Raw genomic sequence first — 19,088 nt, forward strand, 5'->3', positions numbered from 1 at the left:
ATACATTAAGTCGATTAAAAAAATACAATTGTTTAAAACTGAAAGTCCTGATGAATCCTTTTCTATAAATACCATTAATAAAGCTTTTGGATGCATTATATTTCGGTCTAATCCTCATCCCGCTGTGAAATGCTTCTAACTGGGTTTAGAAATCTCCCATCATCATATGGTTGGGAGTAGAGGACTTTATTACACTTTTGGCATTCCACATCACATAATCTATTATAAAGAACTCTTTTATGTTTAGGAAGATTTATAGGGGGTTCTTCCACTTTAATAACAAATAGAATTCCACCACATTCACACAACATTATAGCTCCTCCTTGTTTTACATAGAATTTTAAATGCCATGTAATTCCTTAACATAATTAAATTGTTTTATTCCGAGAAAACACTTCATTGCTAAATATGTGTTAATCTTATATGACTTAATATCATTAAAATCTTCATTATTTTCAACACTTACTTTTCCTACGTATTTAAATGGCTCACTTTCACCTGAAGGAAAGAGAAATACATTCTCAATTCTAACTATGCTTTTTAGTCGATTTTCTAACTTTTTATTAGACAACGATAATTTATCAGATTTAATATTATTATTTATTGTCATTGCATAAAATAATTGTTTTACGATATCCTTCCATCCGGGCAAATTTGTATTAATATCGTAATACTTAGCATCAAGTATATACATGATATTTGCTTTCAATACCATTATGTCTGGCCTCTGTTTCTGCACAACTGCATTGCTTTCAATATCCCAATTAAGCTTTGGAAGGACCTTTTTAAGTGTACTATACTGATTCTCAAAATTAATACTGCATATATGCTCCCATACATTATGAAAATATGGGGTAATTAGGGTTTCAATCTTTTCATCACTTTCTTGTTCTTCTACTCCTGACAAAAAATCTCTTATCATTTTAATAACATTTATTTCTCTTTCAACAAAAGTAGTGTTTAATTCATTTGTTAAAAAGTTTATTGTGTTAGAAGTTTCGATATTTATTTCAACCTTATCTAGACCAATAGTTTCTGTGGTTAGGCCTAGTAACCATCCATACTTTTCAGTACTTTTATATACACAATATTTGTGTAAAAGGTATAATCTGTTTCGGTGATTGAAGGTTTTTTTATTTGAAATAGCTTCATTATAAATAACTGATCGTCCAGAAAAAATTGGCTGTTTCCTATTTATTGTTGTTGCCCAATCAATATTACCAGTATGTAATTCCGATTTTACCTTTGCCGACTTTATTAGAAGGCCGTTCTGTGTAAAATCTTTAATAATGCTATATGCAGTAACCAGTTCCTCTTTATGTTCTCCTGCTAATCCTCCCAACAACTGACTCTCTTCAGGACTAATATCCACCTCTCTCCTATACTTTAATAGAACCTCAAATAGAACCCGAATATGCTCGAGTAGTGAGTTTTCTTCTTTAGGAAGGGAGTATGCCTTTGGAAATATAACGTAAAATTTATTTTTATAAATTATAATCCCTGTTGCTACAAATTTAAGTTTATCTTTACTAATCATGCATATGCCTTTATTTATTAAACTAGTAATGAATTCAGTTGGATAATCTTCAATATTGTATTCAATATTTTCTACATGTATTTTATATTCATTCATCCACCTAAGATCCCCCAAGTTTTACTCTTCCAAAAGTTCCTCTACTTGTTCATCTACTTGTTCCTCTTCCATCATGTTTCTTTCCGCTTCGTTTCGTTCAACAAGTTCCTCTAAATACTCCCTTATATTCATTACATCTTCTCCTGTAGTAAAGCCTGTAACAAGTTCTGAATATGTTCTAACATCTGATTTAAAGAATTCTTGTCTCTTGTATCGAACGACATCATCCCATAGATATATTAGTAATTTCGATGCCAAGCTACTACTATCATCTATCTCTTCAGGTGTTATAAAATATTGACCTATAAGGCGGTCTTCATTAATCCCTAAGACTTTCAGCTTAGTGTTAATAGAGCTTAACAAATAGCTCCATTTGAACTCTTCACCTGCATAAGTTATCAAACTATTTTCATGCACAAATCCACTCTCTATTATCGACATATACTTAAATTTCCAACGTCTTTTAAAAGCAGAATCTAGTACAAAAACTCCTTGGTCAGCACTGTTCATTGTTGCAACAATGTTCATATTACTAGGGATAAATAACCCATCTATAAAGTGATGGTTAATATCTTCAAGTGACATTAAGTACCTCATTAAATCTTCGTTGGGTTGAATTTTGTATTGGCTGCTTCCATCGACCTTTCTGTCTAACAGCTGGAAAATATCACCGAACACACTTGGTGCATTCGCTCTATTTAACTCCTCGATTAATATAGTGTATTTTGTTCCGGTGTTTCGTACAGCATTTATTAGAACATTTATAAACGGCCCAGGTATGAATTGGTAATCAATTATTGGCTCACCGATACTAAATTCATCCCCAGTTATACTATATAAATTGGTATTGCTCCTTTTGTACAAAGGTGTGGGTTTATAACTCCCTACAAAATCAAAGTACGAATAGTCAGAATGGAAGACTACTCTTGTTATATTAGTGAAATTATCCTCCAAATACTTACTTTTCCCTGTACCAGGAGCACCATATACTATTAAATTCTCACCTAGTGTACCATTTGGATTCATAAACTCCTGATTTTTCATATTTATAGCATATTCCATAAGCTCCTCATCAGAAGCTAAGAAGTAAGCAATTTCAGCAACATATGATTGACTAGCATTAACTAATCCAAGTAAATGCAAAGTCGGTGATACATAATAATCTTTCCTATCAATAGTTTTACTACCATACCACCATGAATAATCTTTTATAAATCTACAGAGATTTTCAGCACTATCTAAATCCTCTTCAAAATACTCTACGATTGCAACTTTTATTTCTGGGGCATCCTCATCAATATCGGCATCTTTTAAATTTTTAATCTTCTCAAAGAATTGCCTCCTACTCATTCCGGCAACTTCTCTATCAGCAATACTTTCTAAAATGCTCCTATACCGAATTAATTCAGAAACAAACTCCACAACAAAAGTTGCTATATAAAACCACTGATTAGGACAAAATATTTTATTGCTTGAACTAGTTGTAATTTCAGCTGAATAATCAAAGAATTGAATACTAGTGTTTCTAGTCCCAAGAACATGTGAAAGTCGTTCTTTAAAAACTCTGCTTAGCTTAAAATCTTCATTAATAAAAGTATTATGATAATTCTCACGCGATGTATTTGCTAATTCATTTAAATCTCTTAACACAAGTAACCCCCCCATTTTTTATTTTCCATCTAATAATTACCATTATAACCCTTTAATAAGAAAACATCATTACATTCCGAAGTAGGAATAAATTAGTTACTTAACTATTAGCTTTTACTTTATAGGTAAATTCGTTATAATTTAACAAAGTTTTTATTTAATTATAATTATTTGAGTGGTGTAAAATTTATGGAGCATGCAGTTGTTTATTTGAGACAAAGGAAAGGCGAAACCACAGAAAGTCTATTAAGTAGTGCTGATATTTATCTTTCTAATGTAAAAAATAATTATTTGATAAAGGATATTATCTTTGACTCTTTTATGGATAGAAGTCAGTTGGATAACTTTATTAATACAATAACGAAGGGATTTGACGTACTTATCGTAGATCATTACTTTGAAGATGAGTTTGATTTAAATATGATTAATGAAATTTCTCGCATTGAAAATTTCCGAATTAAATACTTTATACGTTATGGTTGAGTAATCAATAATTAATATAAACCGAAAGTACTTAGATTGTCCTAAGAAAGTAATGAAAAAAAATCCTTGAAGCAACAATACATGAATGTATGTCTGCTTCAAGGATTTTTTTCCTTAAATCCATATTCAACCCAGTAATGAGCCAATATATAGACGACTCTTTCGGAAGGAGCCTTTCATCTTTAGATATAATAACATGTTTTGAAAGAAAACGTCAACAATTAATTTTATATCTTTTTATTATTTTGTAGAATAACATCAATACATCATTAAATCTTTCATCTTTATATAAGCTTTTCTTATATAACGCCCGCCTATAAATTTTTATTAATTCATTTTTTCTGGATTTTCTCATGTACTTCCCACGTATATAGGAATCATGTAATAGTAGTAATGCACATAAATCATGAACCTTAAAGTTTGTAAGAACTCTAGCAGCTACTTTTTTATCTAACCCTTTATCTATAATATAATTTTTCAACTCTAGGCTTGCTTTGGCACTATTTTGTTTTGATCTCTTTTGTTTGGAAAATTTATCAACAATCTTAAACTGATTTTCCTCTGTAACATTCAGTAAAATTGGTCTACTATGTGCGGCAGAGTCTCTAATATTTTTTGAAAAAGGTGTAAATTGTGCTGCTTTTTTTAGTTGTTTTGATTTATGTCTATTAGTATCTACATAAAATTGGATAAATGAGGATAAATGTCCATAAGTCATTATTTCAATTAATTTCCAAATGGATATTTTATCTTTACTTTTAATATAAAAATCATAATTATAATCTCGTTTATTTCTAACTTCTATTAATATTTTATCTCTAATGTGTTTGTATTCATTAAGCTCTTTACCACTTTTTTTAAATCTTTCAAACTCATGATCATTATAATCTTCGATAATCTTATAACCGTCTTCCCCTGGGTCATCTGTAATTAAATTAATGACTAAGGTTTTTAGGGAGTGCTCGATATCTAACGAAAGCTTTAGGACTAAATATCGCAAATGCATATCAATTATAGATAAATCTTTTAGATTAGCAAAATCTAAGTCTATATACGAACCATTGGTATCTTTTAAAAAGTTCCTTCGATAGGCGGTAATTTTATAATAGTATGAGTTTTCTGCTAAGAATACCTTTGCCTCTTGCTCGCAAACCCTATTAAAATTAATACCTTTTGCTTTCATATATGTTAATTGCTCATCTATTGATAGTTTTTCTTTATTAATTACTTTTTTATGCAGATTAGAATCTAAGGAGTTTAATGTTGTTTTAGCTTGTTCCTTAAAATCTAAGGACAATTTTTCTAAAACTTTGTTGTCCATTAACTTTTGCATGATTAACCCCCAAGGAATTTAATAGTTCTATTATACCATGTGTTTTAATACAGGGAAGACGTTATAGATTTTGTATGATTTTTAGATAGAAAAACACATTTATTTTATTTATTAGATTCATAGTTAGTACAATATTAAGAAACTAGATTTATATATAAAATATGAAGAGAAGGATACCATTTTATTTTTTAATTTGTAAACTATCCTCAGTATAATACTTAAATCCTACACTTTTTTCAATTGCACTTATCATATTCTTTGCTATTGCTTCCACCACTGGAACAGCAACAGAGTTACCAAATTGACGATATGCTTGAGTATCGGAAACAGGTATTACAAAGTTTTTAGGGAACCCTTGTAGACGGGCACACTCCTTTGGAGTTAATTTTCTGGGATTTTTCCCTTGCCCTTGATCTATAAGTATTTCACTACCATCTTTATAGTAACGAGCACTAAGTGTATTAGTGTATTCACTATCAGCATTAAATAAAGAGAAACCAAAGCCATTTCCTTTCTTCTTGTGTTCCTCTTTCCTTCTTAAGTGTCCTTGGTATAATTTATCTGAAATAGTATATTTACCATCAACTTTTTCTTCTAATATATCTCCTACTTTAGTAGGTTCATTAGTTGGTTTAGGAAATTTAAATGGTATATTCTTACCACCTAATGGATTGTAAAAACCAACAATATAAACACGTTCTCTATTCTGAGGTATGCCAAAATCTTTAGCTTTAAGTACAGCATAATCAACGGTATAATCTAAATCCTCTCTTAGTACACGTAGTATTGTTTCCATAGTTTTTCCTTTGTTATGCCCTTTGAGCTGTTTTACATTCTCTAATAGAAATGCTTGTGGTTTCCTTTCCTTTAGGATCCTAGCTATATCAAAGAAAAGTGTACCTCTCGTATCTTCAAATCCTTTTTTTAAACCTGCTTGTGAAAATGGCTGGCATGGGAAACCACCAAGTAAAATATTGTGTTCTGGTATTTGTCCTATTGGTACCTGCGTTATATCACCCGTAGGCTCGTCCCCAAAATTCATTTTGTATGTTTTTACTGCAAATTTATCCCATTCAGAAGCAAAAACAGAAAGTCCACCTTGTTTTTGAAAAGCCAATCTAATGCCACCTATTCCAGCAAAAAGATCTATCATAGTAAATTTAGGATGCTTAGGTGGCAAAAATTGAGGCTTCTCAGGGAATTCAATTATTAATTTGTATTCCAATGCTGAAGGGAAAGATTCACCATTTTCCCACCTTCTAATAGTTCTGTCTCCATACTTTCCTAAACCTAAAGCATCAGCAAATTCCTTTTGTGTTAAGCCCAATCGTTCTCTTTTTTCTTTAATTTCTCTAGTTTTTTCCATTTGTGTCTCCTTCAGGTCATATTGTCCTTTGTATGACACAAATTATACCGAACATACATTCACTTTGTCTACTACTTATCGCAAAATTATTAATGTAACTCCTAGTAATACATGTTTTTATATATTTTGTCAAAAACCATTCTGTATTAATTAATACATTCTCTTGTAATAAACTTTAGAAGAATATCCCTTTCATGCAACCATTCATACTTCTTTATCTTTTCGTAATATAATAAACTTCTAATCTCAGTTACAATTTGCTCATAATTATTCGTTGCCCTCATTATATTCTTTATTTCGTCATAAATTAATGATTCAAACATTCCTTTTTCGAATATACTCCAAAGGCTTTCTTTAATATCCAAACCGCTAGAAATGTCATCCTTAATTAATTTCATCAAACTTTCTTCTATTTTTTCATTGTACATATATTTCACCTCTAATACAGTATTTGTATTTTTCTTATATATTAATGTTCTTAATCTGAAAAAAATATTTTCATGTTCTAATTTAGAACAATTATAAGTTTTACTATCTATTTGTAAATGAAATAAAAAAAAGCCCCCAGTCGGAAGGCATGTGTAAATAATCTTTTTATTGAATATTCCAATTTAGCGAGCTGTTTTATTAAACATTAAGGTTCAGTAATTAGAAAGAAGCTTAATGTTTACCGCAACATTTCTTAAACTTCTTCCCTGAATTACATGGGCATTTATCGTTTCTTCCTATATTAACTTCACTTTTTTTGAATTTATTTTCGTTAATAGTTGTGTCCGAGAAGTGGTTCCATTTCGGTATTTCATTAAAGTACTGTGAAATCGGACCATATAACATTGTTAAGGTATCATTTATTATTCTTATTTTTGGATAATACTCATCTAAAAATATATTGATTAAATTCACTTTTCCTCTTTTGTTTAATTGAGGGTATCTTTCTTGCATAAAAGAAGTTGCAATCAATATTCTAACTGACTGAGGATATTCTTCCCAAGGCGTAGACATAGTAATAGAACGGAATTGTTCTCTATAAACTATCTTTTGTTCCTCTGTAAGGGCTAGTCTATTTATGTTTTTTGAAAAATAATCCCTGGCTTCTTTCCAGTCATCATTATTAAACCTGATTAGATTTAAAAATGGGATAGTTTCGTTTATTACTCTAATTGAATCTTCTACAGAAATATTACTACCACTTATTTTATCCAGTTTCATTGATAGTAGAATTATAAACGATGCTACTTTAATTGGTACAGACTTTTTTAGAGTGATATCATGAAATTCAATTAATGTGAATGTTTTATCTTTATTGTAATCAATAATACAAAAGAAGCTTTTTCTGGATTCTTTATCTGGATAATGTTCAGCATCACCAGAAGCTCCTGCGTATCTTCCAGGTTCTCCTTTTTCTATTGCACCTTCGATTGCTACCATCAATGACTTTATCAATGGATGCGGGTAGTAAAGCTTATCTTTCTTCATTTTCCTAGCAATATAATTCATATAAGCTTTTAAACTTAAATCAAATTCCTCAGCTTCGAATTCCCTGCTCTCTTGCATCAAAAAGAACCCCCATTACGGTCTTATTTATTTTTATTTTATCTTGGTTAAGTTTATAAACACTTGAAATATAGTCGTAAATTCCGTATAACGTAGATACACCACCAACAACAGTTGATAGTCCTAGTGTTGCTGGTATACTAGCTACAGTTCCTCCAACTATAAAAATTGAATCAATCTTTAGTTTCCTTTTTAATTGTTGGGAATAGTCACTCAATTTATTTGAATGTTCGCTTAATGCTTCCTCTAAGTTCGAAATAGCTTGTTTTATAACCTTTTCTTCATTAACTCCTTCAACTGTTGTATAAATGTTTCTCCTAATAATACTCCTTAACTTCTCAACTTCCTCTTCGTTTCTTACTAAATTAAATTTATCAATATCAATATTCTCTAGCCAACTAATGTTGTCTAGCTGCATTGAGTTAAGAATTGAACTATCAATATCAATTGCTCTTTGCTTGATATACCCAATATCCCACTTATATAAATCCCAATATTCTCGTCTATCAAAAACTATTTGTGCTGATAATCTTTGAGCTTGATATACTTGATTACCCATATTAAGAAATTGTCCATATATTTTGTACCCAAGAGCACGGCCTATTGTTAAATCATTTTCTATCCAAGATTCCTTTATATCATTATAAAGAGCCAATATTCGTTCAACCTTATTTGGGGTATCCGGAAATAATATATCTTTATTTTTAGCTATAGAGATTAGGTTCCCAACTGATTCAATACTAGATAAATAATCAAATACGTCATCAGTATTAATAAAATCTCTATCAAATAACATTTTAAAGTACTCATCTCCACTTTTGTGTATAATATCCCTTATCTCTCCTCTATTTTCATTTTCAATTATAGTAGGAAAAATAATCAGAAGCGGCACACTTCCTTCACCATAAAACAGCTTTTTCATATCAAGAAGGTTAAAAGCATGTTTTATCATTTGATTTAAATACGCCCTTTCAGTTGCTACAGGTTTTGTTTTCAACAAAAACGAGATAGGGTCCTCTATAAACAATGAATCCAAGTAAAGGGCAGTCTTTTTTATAAAATTAATACCATCTAATGGTGAGGGGTTACCGCAATAAATCACTTTAAAAATATTAGTTTTTTGAGTAATACTGGTTATTGTTTGTCTATGCTTTTCCCAAAAAGTATTAAGATCATCTTCTAGGTCTTGCAGACTTAATATTATTGTTTGGATGGCTATATCGAAACTGTTTATTCTTTCTGCTTCATAATATTTATTTACTCCCGGTTTATAAAAACCTTTAAAATAATCGCCAATTATATCAAAATACTCTGTAGCTATATTTTCTATTTGCTTAATTTCAAAAAAATACATATTATTTACATCTCCATTTAGATTACTTACTTATTTTATTGAGCGATAAATTCAATATTCAAATTGTAAAATTCGGTTTATTTACATAAATGTTAGTACATAAAACTTCTAAAATAATGGTTAACAAAAAACCACCAAGTTAGTGGTGGAAAATCATTGTATATAATTATATCTTTTAAGCAATCGTCCTAATTCCTCAGCATTATAAGGTGTATGCTTGGCCACTTCATATAGCGGCATACCGTTATCAAGTAGGCTTTTGGCTACTTTTAAAATCCCAGCATTTTCAGCATCCTCTAATCTGCTTCTTTCATCCGTAAGGGCTTTTACTCTTCGCTCATACTCTTTTCTAGCATCAGGATCAGCACTTAATATTAATAATTTTTGCTCAGCTTTATTAAGAATTACATCCATACTGATAACCTCCAGAATACATTTATTTTACCATATTCTCTCTTAATTAACATTATTGGTTAATTGACTGTCTAAAAAATCCCGATTTGCTGAAACAGCTATCGGGACCTATTAAATGCAATTTATTTACTAACCTAAATGTAATATTACCAACTTTTTTGTAAATTTACTATCTATAATGTCACTAGACAATTCTAAAGAAGAATTTCTTTTAATTTTTCTAGATGTATTTGCTTAATTATACAAAAAAGTACCCTATAGGTAGACGTTTATTGCGTCTATTCTATAAGGTACTTTTTATTTAATACTTATTAACATAAATTATTCACCAACAACGTATGGTAATAAAGCCATTTGACGAGCGCGTTTGATCGCGATCGTTAATTTACGTTGGTATTTAGCGCTAGTACCTGTCACACGACGAGGTAAAATTTTTCCACGCTCAGATACAAATTTCTTTAACACATCAATATCTTTGTAATCGATATGAGTGATTCCGTTAGCTGTGAAATAACAAACTTTACGACGTTTGTTACGTCCGCCTCTGCGTCCTCCCATTGCCATAATAAATGCCTCCCTTCTTCTATTTATTTTTATGGATAACCCTCATATTAGGGAAAAAGTCTTTGCTAGTTCACAAATCTTCACGATATTTAATATATGCAGTATAAAGTATGTTAAGGATAGATCTTTTAAGATCAAGGTCCTCGAAACTTCGTTTCTGCGGAGTGCTAACCTCGCACCGTCACTCTGCCCTCAATAACCCTAAATACTAAGTAATCTACATATTTATTGAATTATATATTTTATAACATATAATCTTTATAACAGTGAGATTTACATCTGAATTACACAAAAACTAAATAGGTTTTGATAATAACCCTTACCCTTTAATAACTACTCGACTGATTTACACACTATAAATCACTTATAAACCCTTGTGTTAAAAGGTTTTTGTATAACTTTTCTGATTTACACACTATAGTGGTTGTCAGAACGGTAAATCGTCATCAGATATATCTATTGTTTGTCCCTCATTTGCGAACGGGTCATCATCAAGACGTGTAAAGCCTTGATTGCGGTTGTTATTATTAGAACCGCCTCGTTGGTCATGGTTCTGATCATTTCCAAATGGAGAAGAACCGTACCCTTGATTTTCATTGAAATTAGGGCGACTTCCACCGCCGCCAGAAGCATTTCGTGGTTCAAGGAATTGAACACTTTCCGCTACTACTTCTGTTACGTATACACGACGTCCATCTTGACCTTCATAATTACGTGTTTGCATACGACCATCTACTCCTGCTAAACTTCCTTTTTTCAAGAAGTTGGCAACATTCTCAGCTGGTTTTCTCCATACAACACAGTTAATAAAATCTGCTTCTCTTTCACCTTGTTGGTTTTGAAAAGCTCTATTAACTGCTAACGTAAATGTAGCTACAGCTACTCCACTTGCAGTATAGCGTAATTCAGGGTCTTTCGTAAGACGACCTACTAAAACAACGCGATTTAACATCAGAACCACTCCCCCTTTTAACAACCCCACGAAGAGGAATATATATTATTCGTTTTCTTTAATTACGATATGACGGATGATGTCTTCGCTAATTTTAGCTAGACGATCAAACTCTTGAACAGCAGCAGCTTCAGATGCTACTTTTAAGATCATATAGTAACCGTCGCGGAAATCATTGATTTCGTAAGCTAAGCGGCGTTTTCCCCACTCTTTTACTTCAGCAATTTCAGCACCATTTTCAGTTAAAATTCCGTTGAAACGCTCAACTAAAGCTTTTTTAGCTTCTTCCTCAATGTTTGGACGGATGATATACATAACTTCATACTTTCTCATCACAGTCACCTCCTTTTGGTCTAAACGGCCCATATAAAGGGCAAGGAGCAATTAATTAAATTAATAAATTACTCACGATACAACATTATAACAGATAATATGAATCAGCGCAAGACCTATACGTTGAATCGGAAATGGATTACATCTCCGTCTTTTACTAAATACTCTTTACCTTCTAAACGTACTTTTCCAGCCTCTCTTGCAGCCCCCATTGATTTTGCATCTAGTAGGTCCTCATAAGAAACAGTTTCTGCACGGATAAAACCTCTTTCAAAGTCCGTATGGATAATGCCAGCACATTGTGGAGCTTTCATTCCTAATCTAAATGTCCATGCACGAACTTCTTGTTCTCCAGCTGTAAAATAAGTTGCTAAACCTAGCAAGCTATATGCAGCACGTATTAATTGATCTAAACCAGATTCTTCAATTCCTAGCTCTTCTAAGAACATTGCTTTCTCATCAGCATCTAATTCTACTATTTCAGACTCAATTTTTGCACAAACAACTATTACTTCTGCTCCTTCATTCCCGGCAAATTCACGTACTTTTTGTACATATTCATTATCAGATGGATCAGCTATGTCATCTTCGCTTACGTTCGCTACATAAAGAACAGGTTTGCTAGTTAATAAATGCATCCCTTTAACAAATTTAGCTTGCTCTTCTGTCACTTCCACTGTGCGTGCAGGTAGCTCATTTTCTAGAGCTTCTTTTAGCTTCACTAAAACTTCGTGCTCATAAACAGCCTCTTTATCTTTTTGCTTAGCTAATTTCGCTACACGCTCTAGACGTTTATCTACTGATTCTAAGTCCGCTAAAATTAACTCTAAATTAATTGTCTCAATATCTGCGATTGGATCGACTTTACCAGAAACGTGAGTAATGTTCTCATCAGCAAAACAACGAACTACATGGCAAATTGCATCTACTTGACGAATATGAGATAAAAATTTATTACCTAATCCTTCGCCTTTACTTGCTCCTTTTACGATTCCAGCAATATCTGTAAATTCGAAATGAGTCGGTACTGTTTTTTTCGGTTTTACTAATTCTGTTAATTTTTGAAGGCGATCGTCTGGAACATCTACAATTCCGACGTTCGGATCTATTGTACAGAACGGGTAGTTTGCAGACTCCGCTCCTGCTTGTGTAATTGCATTAAATAATGTTGATTTCCCTACGTTTGGTAGACCAACAATACCAGCTGTTAAAGCCATTTTATCCACTCCTTAAAAAGTACGTTTACGCATACTTAACCTTTACCAATTATAGATAGTAAATGGTGAAAAGACAAGCTGTATTACTTTTGGAGGTGATAGGTTTCATTTATATAATTGAAAATCTGTTTTTGTTTAATAAAGATTTTGTTTGACTTAATTTTTTTAATTCCAACAAAAAAACTTACCAATATTTAGTCGGTAAGTTTTTTGTATTGTTTCACGTGAAACATTTACTGTTCGTGTTTCACTAAAATTTTCTTAATTTTTCGTACGAAGTCTTTTCTTGGCATCATAATGCTATGTTCGCAACCTTCACACTTTATTCGGATATCCATTCCCATTCGAATAATTTTCCAACGGTTTGTACCGCAAGGATGTTGCTTTTTCATTTCCACTATATCATTTAATCCAAATTCCTTATCTACCATTTCCTGTTTCCTCCTACCCCACTTGCTATTCATACTCGCTATGGAAATATTCGGTATACCGATCATTAATATATTTATTATAAATCGAACTGAATCAGAATTCTAGCATATTTATAAAAGAAAGAGTTTAATTGCGGTTAACGATTGGATATAACAGGATTGATGCAAGTAAATATAAATTCACGATCCCAAATAAGGGATAAAGTATAGCAACTAATGTTGAAAAACCGAATGATGTAAAGGGAACCATTAGTACAAGAATAATGAAACATATTCCCCATACGGGTAGAGAAACATAACTACGAATCCGTGTGATAATTCCCATAAGTTGAGATGCTGCTGTCGTATAAATAGCAACCCAAAGTAACAACGTCATAAAAAAGAACATATAATATGGATAGCTTTGGATAATAGCAAATAGAGGAATCTCAAAGAACTCTAACTTACTCTCAACCGTTATAAGTGCTCGATTATATAAGTACGAAATACTCCCTAATAAAACACCACTTCCTATGCTAGCAATATATATTTCCCGTTTTTGTTTTACTTCACTTCCAACCGCTGACAGCACTGCTATTAACGGTAATATATTTAACGCTGTAAATGTAAAGGCACTTGGCCAATTATTTTGCTCGTTTAAAGATAGCTTGAAATTCGCTGCAACTTCCGTACTTGTAAATGTTATTAGCACAGCAGCTAACGCAATTACAATAACAGGCAACATAAATGTATTAACTGTAATCATTCCCTTAACACCATAGACAAATACTACAAACAGTAGTATGCAAATAATAAAAATTCCCGTCCAATATGGTATGGAAAATACTTCTAATGCAGCCCCACCACCAGCTAGCATTACTACAGTTGTCATAAATAAATAGACTATAATAATTACATCATATGCAGAAGCTAATTTTGGACCAATAATCTTCTTTAACACTGGTGAAAAATGTTCCGACTTTTCCTCCACACTTACCGACATAATAATATAGCTACACACAATAAATAATAACGAAAACAAAAAAATAGCTAGTCCGCTTTCTACACCAAAAAACTGCCACAGTTCCCTACCTGAAGCATACCCTGCCCCAATTACAGTACCTAAAATTAAAAACATCCATTTAAGACCGTTCTTCAACATCCTTCCTCCTAATACATACTCTTTATTTCAATGCCCTACTAATCTTCCTTGCAATTACTTTCTAAACAATAAGTTTTTCTAGTAAAAATTTCACTCATCCGATCAATAACTCACAACACTCTTATCTATCTATTAATTTTCCAATAAAAGAAAACAATGATATTGATGTATAGAATTTGGAAAAGAGCCGTATACTGTTACTACTATTAACAAGGAGTGGAACCTATGAATCTAAAATCTAACTTTTTTGACAAGAAAAGTGATATTACGAGGATTGCACATGATGCTAAAGATGCTCCTGTTAGCATTGCAAAAGCATTACAAGATTTAATGCCTCGTTTTATTACTCTACGTCCGATCGTGATCGTCTGTATTGGGACCGATCGTTCAACTGGTGACTCATTAGGTCCACTTGTTGGAACAAAATTAAGAGAATATAATTCTCCTTCTATACATGTATATGGCACATTGGACGACCCTATTCATGCAGTTAACCTAGAAGATAAAATAGATCAAATTATGAAGCTTCATCCGAACCCTTTTATTATTGCAATTGATGCTTGTTTAGGTCGTTTAAAAAGTGTTGGACAAATTACAGTTAGCGATGGGCCTGTTATGCCTGGGGCAGGTGTAAAGAAGGATTTACCTCCAGTTGGCAATATACATTTAACTGGAATTGTAAATGTTAGTGGGTTTATGGAGTTTTTCGTTCTGCAAAACACAAGACTAAGTTTAGTAATGAAGATGGCTAATACAATTGCAGCTTCTATTTCCGAACTCTCACTCAATATAGAAAGAAAAGATTTACTATCTGATTTCGATACCGACCAAGAGCAAATGAATTCATAATTTACCGTTTCGCACGATGTAAAAAAATGGATCTTTTTTCCAACTTAAAACAAAAGGCACCCATTTAGTAAAATGGATACCTTTTGTTTGTTATATTAATATAATATTATTCGAAACAAAATAATAACCTGTAACAATTAGTGCAGCTACTAATAAACCTGGCAATAAGTTCGCAACACGAATTGAAGTTAATCCAATTAAGTTCAATCCGATTGCCATAATCATCACTCCGCCAGTTGCTGTTAGCTCGAAAATATATAAATCTAACAATTCACTAGATACATATTTATCAATTTGAGTAGCAGATAATGCGATAACTCCTTGATACAGCATCACTGGAATTGCCGAAAAAAGAACTCCAATCCCTAATGTTGTCGTTAAAACTATACTCGTAAAGCCATCAATAATGGATTTAGTATATAAAACGGTATGATCTCCTCTAAGTCCGCTATCTAGTGCACCTACAACTGCCATTGCACCTATAACAAATATAAGTGTAGCTGAAACAAAGCCTTTCGATATAGAACCTTCCTGTCCATTTCCAAACCGCTTCTCTAGCCAATTACCTAAAGAATTTAACTTTCCATCTAAGTCCCACCATTCTCCTAATACCGCTCCAATAACAAGACTTATTATAACAATTAACATTTGCGTACTTTTAAATGCCATTTGTGTTCCAATTACAAGGACAAATAAACCAATTACTTTCATTACTGTTTCTTTCGTATTTTCTGGAATTTTCGTAAGTAACTTACCTAATAAAGTACCAATAATGATACATAATCCATTAACAATTGTACCGAGGAGTACCATATTAACTTCTCTTCCTTCCTTTTTCAAAAAGTATATTAATAAATTGCTTTATTATTAACTAAAAAAAGAAACCATCTTAATTAGATGGTTTCATCCGATGTATTTAATATTTCTAAAAGGCGATTTAAATCATCATCGGAATAAAATTCTATTTCAATTTTCCCTTTATTTTTATTTCTTTTTATATTAACAGGTGTACCAAAGCGACTTCGTAGTAAAGATTCATTTTGCTTTATAAATGGATCCTTCACCTTTTTTTCTAATGTTTCACGTGAAACATTTTCATTCACTTGTTGAACAAGTTGCTCTAACTGTCTTACATTTAAATGATCACCTAACGTTTTTTCAACAATAGGCTTTATTTTTTCTTTTTTCTTTACTGCTAGTAACGCCCTACCGTGACCCATCGAGAGTTTCCCATCAGACATTAATTCTTGTACATATTTAGGAAGTGCTAATAATCTAACATGGTTCGCGATATGAGGACGACTTTTACCAAGTCTACTTGCAAGCTGCTCTTGAGTTAAGTTCAACTTATTCATTAATATTTGGTATGCACTAGCTTCTTCTATTGGAGTTAAATCTTCACGTTGTAGATTTTCTAATAGGGCTAGTTCCATCATTTGCTGTTCAGTAAATTCCCGAACTATTACAGGCACTTTATCTAACTTTGCTTCTTTAGCAGCACGGAATCTCCGTTCACCCGCAACAATCTCATAACCTTTTATACTTTTTCTTACGATTATTGGCTGCAATATTCCGTGTTCGATAATAGAATCTCTTAATTCTTCAATTGCTTCTCGATCGAATACTTTTCGAGGTTGATAAGGGTTCGGTCGAACTTCCTTTAAACTAATCTCTTGAACTACTTCATCTTCTGAAGATTCAATAGAAGGAAATAAAGCATTGATTCCTTTTCCCAGCCCTTTAGCCATGAGCAATCACTTCCTTTGCTAAATCAATATATACTTCAGCTCCGCGTGATTTTGGATCATAAATAATAATAGGTTCTCCATGACTTGGCGCTTCACTTAATCGTACATTTCTTGGGATGATTGTTTTATAAACTTTATCCTGGAAATACTTTTTCACTTCTTCAATTACTTGAATACCTAAGTTTGTTCTCGCGTCAAGCATTGTTAATAGTACACCATCAATCATTAACTCTGTATTCAAGTGTTTTTGAACTAATCGCACAGTGTTTAACAGCTGACTTAAGCCTTCTAGTGCGTAATATTCACATTGAACAGGGATAATAACAGAGTCAGATGCGGTTAGTGCGTTGATTGTTAATAATCCTAAAGAAGGTGGACAATCAATGATGACATAGTCATATTGTTGTTTTACTTCATCTAGTGCTCTTTTTAGACGTACTTCCCTTGAAATAGTTGAAACTAATTCTATTTCTGCCCCCGCTAATTGAATGGTAGCAGGTATTATAGATAAGTTCTCTACTTTTGTTGGAATGATGACATTTTTTGCTTCGACATCATCTACTAAAATATCATAAATACATTGTTCTACTTCTGATTTATCGACACCGACACCACTAGTAGCGTTTCCTTGTGGATCAACGTCAACGAGAAGTACCTTTTTTCCTATGTATGCTATACATGCTCCTAGATTAACAGATGTAGTCGTTTTACCGACTCCACCCTTTTGGTTAGCAATAGCAATAATTTTGCCCATGCTGGCACCTACCTTCAAGATAAAACATACTTTTAATAGTTACTTTTTTTATTTTATCATGAATTAACAGAAAGTTAACTTGTTTTTCATCGAAATATAATGGAAACACGAAATTTTTATATAGTTGTTATTAAATCGTTATCGAAATGAAACATTTTTTTGCTAATGTTGGTGTAATAAGAGCAAAAGCATAGGCGGATCCCTCTGCCCGTACAAACTGGACCAAACCGGTAGGCGATAAAGGAAACACATCAAGTCAAAGGCGAGTTGATGTTGAATAACCTACGGACGGAATGGGAAGTTTGAATGGCCCAAGCTGCCGAAGCTATACGTTAGTTGTTTTTAGTTATATGATTCCAATACCATAAGAAAAAAACCTACCACTCTAGTAGGTTAAGACATTACTTTTTTTTGTTTTTTGGAATTTTAATCGTAAACTGATAATATTCATCAAACTCTTCTTCTTTAGTATCTACATTTATACCACTATCGTTAACCATCGTTAAAGATTGACGAATAGTATTCATTGCTATTCGCATATCTTTACTAAACGCTTTTAACTTAGGCTTTGGTTTTGCGACTTTCGTTTCTAACAGACGGACAACTCGTTCTTCTGTTTGTTTAACATTCAATTGTTTTTCAATGATTTCTTCCATTAAAGCTATTTGTTTTTCTGGTTCCTTTAACGGGATAAGGGCGCGTGCATGTCGCTCTGTCATTTTCTTTTGTAACAGCGCCTCTTGAACTTCCTCAGGCAATTTTAATAATCTTAATTTATTGGCAACGGTTGACTGCCCTTTTCCTAATCGTTGTGCAAGTGCTTCCTGTGTTAAATTATGTAATTCTAACAATTTAGCATATGCTAACGCTTCTTCTATAGCAGATAATTCTTCACGTTGTAAATTTTCAATTAAGGCAACTGAGGCTGTTTCTGTATCATTAAAATCTTTTACAATAGCAGGTATTGTCTCCCAGCCTAATTTTTGGACTGCTCTCCATCGACGTTCCCCTGCGATTATTTCAAATGTATCTTCGGCAAACTGCCTTACTACGATTGGTTGAATAATCCCATGTGTACGAATCGTCAATGCTAATTCATCAATTTTTGCATCAACAAATACAGTACGAGGCTGATAGCGGTTCGGACTTATTTGTACTACTGGTATATGCTTTATTTCGTCTTTATTTGTTTTTTCTACTATTTCTTGTTCTTCCTTTTCGCCGATTCCAAAAAAACGAGAGAAAGGAGTTTTCATAGTTCCACCACCTTAAGGAGAAAATCCCTATATGATATTTTCGCTCTTTTTAGTAA

20 protein-coding genes are annotated in these 19,088 nt (G+C 32.3%); 2 read left to right on the top strand and 18 right to left on the bottom strand.

Features of this window, described 5'->3' with window-relative positions; genetic code table 11:
* Positions 1 to 340: 340 nt before the first annotated feature.
* Together O1A01_RS25190 and O1A01_RS25195 are read right to left on the bottom strand one after the other, a co-directional pair.
* Positions 341 to 1,633 (bottom strand): LlaJI family restriction endonuclease, encoded by a 1,293-nt coding sequence (locus O1A01_RS25190; RefSeq protein WP_270065336.1) that lies wholly within the window; start codon positions 1,631 to 1,633, stop codon positions 341 to 343.
* Positions 1,634 to 1,654: 21 nt separating this feature from the next.
* Positions 1,655 to 3,298 carry an AAA family ATPase gene (locus tag O1A01_RS25195; RefSeq protein WP_270065337.1) on the bottom strand — a complete coding sequence of 548 codons (1,644 nt, stop codon included), beginning with the start codon at positions 3,296 to 3,298 and terminating at the stop codon, positions 1,655 to 1,657.
* Between the two features lie 174 nt (positions 3,299 to 3,472).
* On the opposite strand from O1A01_RS25195, the gene O1A01_RS25200 reads away from it, so the two are divergent.
* Positions 3,473 to 3,766: a hypothetical protein gene (locus O1A01_RS25200; protein WP_270065338.1), complete on the top strand. Its 294-nt coding sequence runs from the start codon at positions 3,473 to 3,475 to the stop codon at positions 3,764 to 3,766.
* A 214-nt stretch (positions 3,767 to 3,980) separates the two neighbouring features.
* Here the strand turns inward: O1A01_RS25200 and O1A01_RS25205 are convergent, their stop codons facing one another.
* The 12 genes from O1A01_RS25205 to O1A01_RS25260 form a co-directional block, all read right to left on the bottom strand.
* A complete protein-coding gene (locus tag O1A01_RS25205; RefSeq protein WP_270065339.1) occupies positions 3,981 to 5,099 on the bottom strand; it encodes an Abi family protein in 1,119 nt (372 codons plus the stop codon).
* Positions 5,100 to 5,280: 181 nt separating this feature from the next.
* Positions 5,281 to 6,465 carry a DNA cytosine methyltransferase gene (gene dcm / locus O1A01_RS25210; RefSeq protein ID WP_270065340.1) on the bottom strand — a complete coding sequence of 395 codons (1,185 nt, stop codon included), beginning with the start codon at positions 6,463 to 6,465 and terminating at the stop codon, positions 5,281 to 5,283.
* Between the two features lie 146 nt (positions 6,466 to 6,611).
* Positions 6,612 to 6,893: a hypothetical protein gene (locus tag O1A01_RS25215; protein ID WP_270065341.1), complete on the bottom strand. Its 282-nt coding sequence runs from the start codon at positions 6,891 to 6,893 to the stop codon at positions 6,612 to 6,614.
* A 232-nt stretch (positions 6,894 to 7,125) separates the two neighbouring features.
* Positions 7,126 to 8,019, bottom strand: a complete 894-nt coding sequence (locus O1A01_RS25220) for an SEC-C metal-binding domain-containing protein (protein ID WP_270066468.1) — start codon at positions 8,017 to 8,019, stop codon at positions 7,126 to 7,128.
* Entirely contained in the window at positions 7,991 to 9,373 is a 1,383-nt protein-coding gene (locus O1A01_RS25225; RefSeq protein WP_270065342.1) for a hypothetical protein, read from the bottom strand. The genes O1A01_RS25220 and O1A01_RS25225 overlap by 29 nt, the downstream gene beginning before the upstream one ends.
* A 153-nt stretch (positions 9,374 to 9,526) precedes the next feature.
* A complete protein-coding gene (locus tag O1A01_RS25230; protein ID WP_270065343.1) occupies positions 9,527 to 9,787 on the bottom strand; it encodes a hypothetical protein in 261 nt (86 codons plus the stop codon).
* 321 nt (positions 9,788 to 10,108) lie between these two features.
* Positions 10,109 to 10,345: a 30S ribosomal protein S18 gene (gene rpsR, locus O1A01_RS25235; RefSeq protein ID WP_066417506.1), complete on the bottom strand. Its 237-nt coding sequence runs from the start codon at positions 10,343 to 10,345 to the stop codon at positions 10,109 to 10,111.
* 433 nt (positions 10,346 to 10,778) lie between these two features.
* Complete coding sequence (gene ssb / locus O1A01_RS25240; protein ID WP_066417486.1) at positions 10,779 to 11,303, bottom strand: single-stranded DNA-binding protein; 525 nt, start codon at positions 11,301 to 11,303, stop codon at positions 10,779 to 10,781.
* A 45-nt stretch (positions 11,304 to 11,348) separates the two neighbouring features.
* Entirely contained in the window at positions 11,349 to 11,636 is a 288-nt protein-coding gene (gene rpsF, locus O1A01_RS25245) for a 30S ribosomal protein S6 (RefSeq protein ID WP_066417483.1), read from the bottom strand.
* Positions 11,637 to 11,752: 116 nt separating this feature from the next.
* On the bottom strand, positions 11,753 to 12,853 hold the full coding sequence (gene ychF / locus O1A01_RS25250) for a redox-regulated ATPase YchF (protein WP_066417481.1): 1,101 nt from the start codon (positions 12,851 to 12,853) through the stop codon (positions 11,753 to 11,755).
* A gap of 233 nt (positions 12,854 to 13,086) precedes the next feature.
* On the bottom strand, positions 13,087 to 13,284 hold the full coding sequence (locus O1A01_RS25255) for a DUF951 domain-containing protein (protein WP_270065344.1): 198 nt from the start codon (positions 13,282 to 13,284) through the stop codon (positions 13,087 to 13,089).
* 127 nt (positions 13,285 to 13,411) lie between these two features.
* Positions 13,412 to 14,425 carry a YkvI family membrane protein gene (locus O1A01_RS25260; RefSeq protein ID WP_066417478.1) on the bottom strand — a complete coding sequence of 338 codons (1,014 nt, stop codon included), beginning with the start codon at positions 14,423 to 14,425 and terminating at the stop codon, positions 13,412 to 13,414.
* Between the two features lie 225 nt (positions 14,426 to 14,650).
* Here O1A01_RS25260 and yyaC point away from each other — a divergent pair, with 225 nt between their 5' ends.
* Entirely contained in the window at positions 14,651 to 15,274 is a 624-nt protein-coding gene (gene yyaC, locus O1A01_RS25265) for a spore protease YyaC (RefSeq protein ID WP_066417476.1), read from the top strand.
* Positions 15,275 to 15,364: 90 nt separating this feature from the next.
* On the opposite strand, the gene O1A01_RS25270 is transcribed toward yyaC, so the two are convergent.
* From O1A01_RS25270 to noc, 4 genes are all read right to left on the bottom strand, one after another.
* Entirely contained in the window at positions 15,365 to 16,087 is a 723-nt protein-coding gene (locus O1A01_RS25270) for a DUF554 domain-containing protein (RefSeq protein WP_066417460.1), read from the bottom strand.
* A gap of 80 nt (positions 16,088 to 16,167) precedes the next feature.
* On the bottom strand, positions 16,168 to 17,022 hold the full coding sequence (locus O1A01_RS25275) for a ParB/RepB/Spo0J family partition protein (protein WP_066417457.1): 855 nt from the start codon (positions 17,020 to 17,022) through the stop codon (positions 16,168 to 16,170).
* A complete protein-coding gene (locus tag O1A01_RS25280) occupies positions 17,015 to 17,776 on the bottom strand; it encodes a ParA family protein (protein ID WP_066417456.1) in 762 nt (253 codons plus the stop codon). The genes O1A01_RS25275 and O1A01_RS25280 overlap by 8 nt, the downstream gene beginning before the upstream one ends.
* 401 nt (positions 17,777 to 18,177) lie before the next feature.
* The gene (gene noc / locus O1A01_RS25285) at positions 18,178 to 19,032 is read right to left on the bottom strand and encodes a nucleoid occlusion protein (RefSeq protein ID WP_066417455.1); all 855 of its coding nucleotides are present in this window, start codon (positions 19,030 to 19,032) and stop codon (positions 18,178 to 18,180) included.
* Between the last annotated feature and the right edge of the window lie 56 nt (positions 19,033 to 19,088).

It is taken from the genome of Sutcliffiella sp. NC1 (genome assembly GCF_027594365.1).
Taxonomy (GTDB): Bacteria; Bacillota; Bacilli; order Bacillales; family Bacillaceae_I; genus Sutcliffiella; species Sutcliffiella cohnii.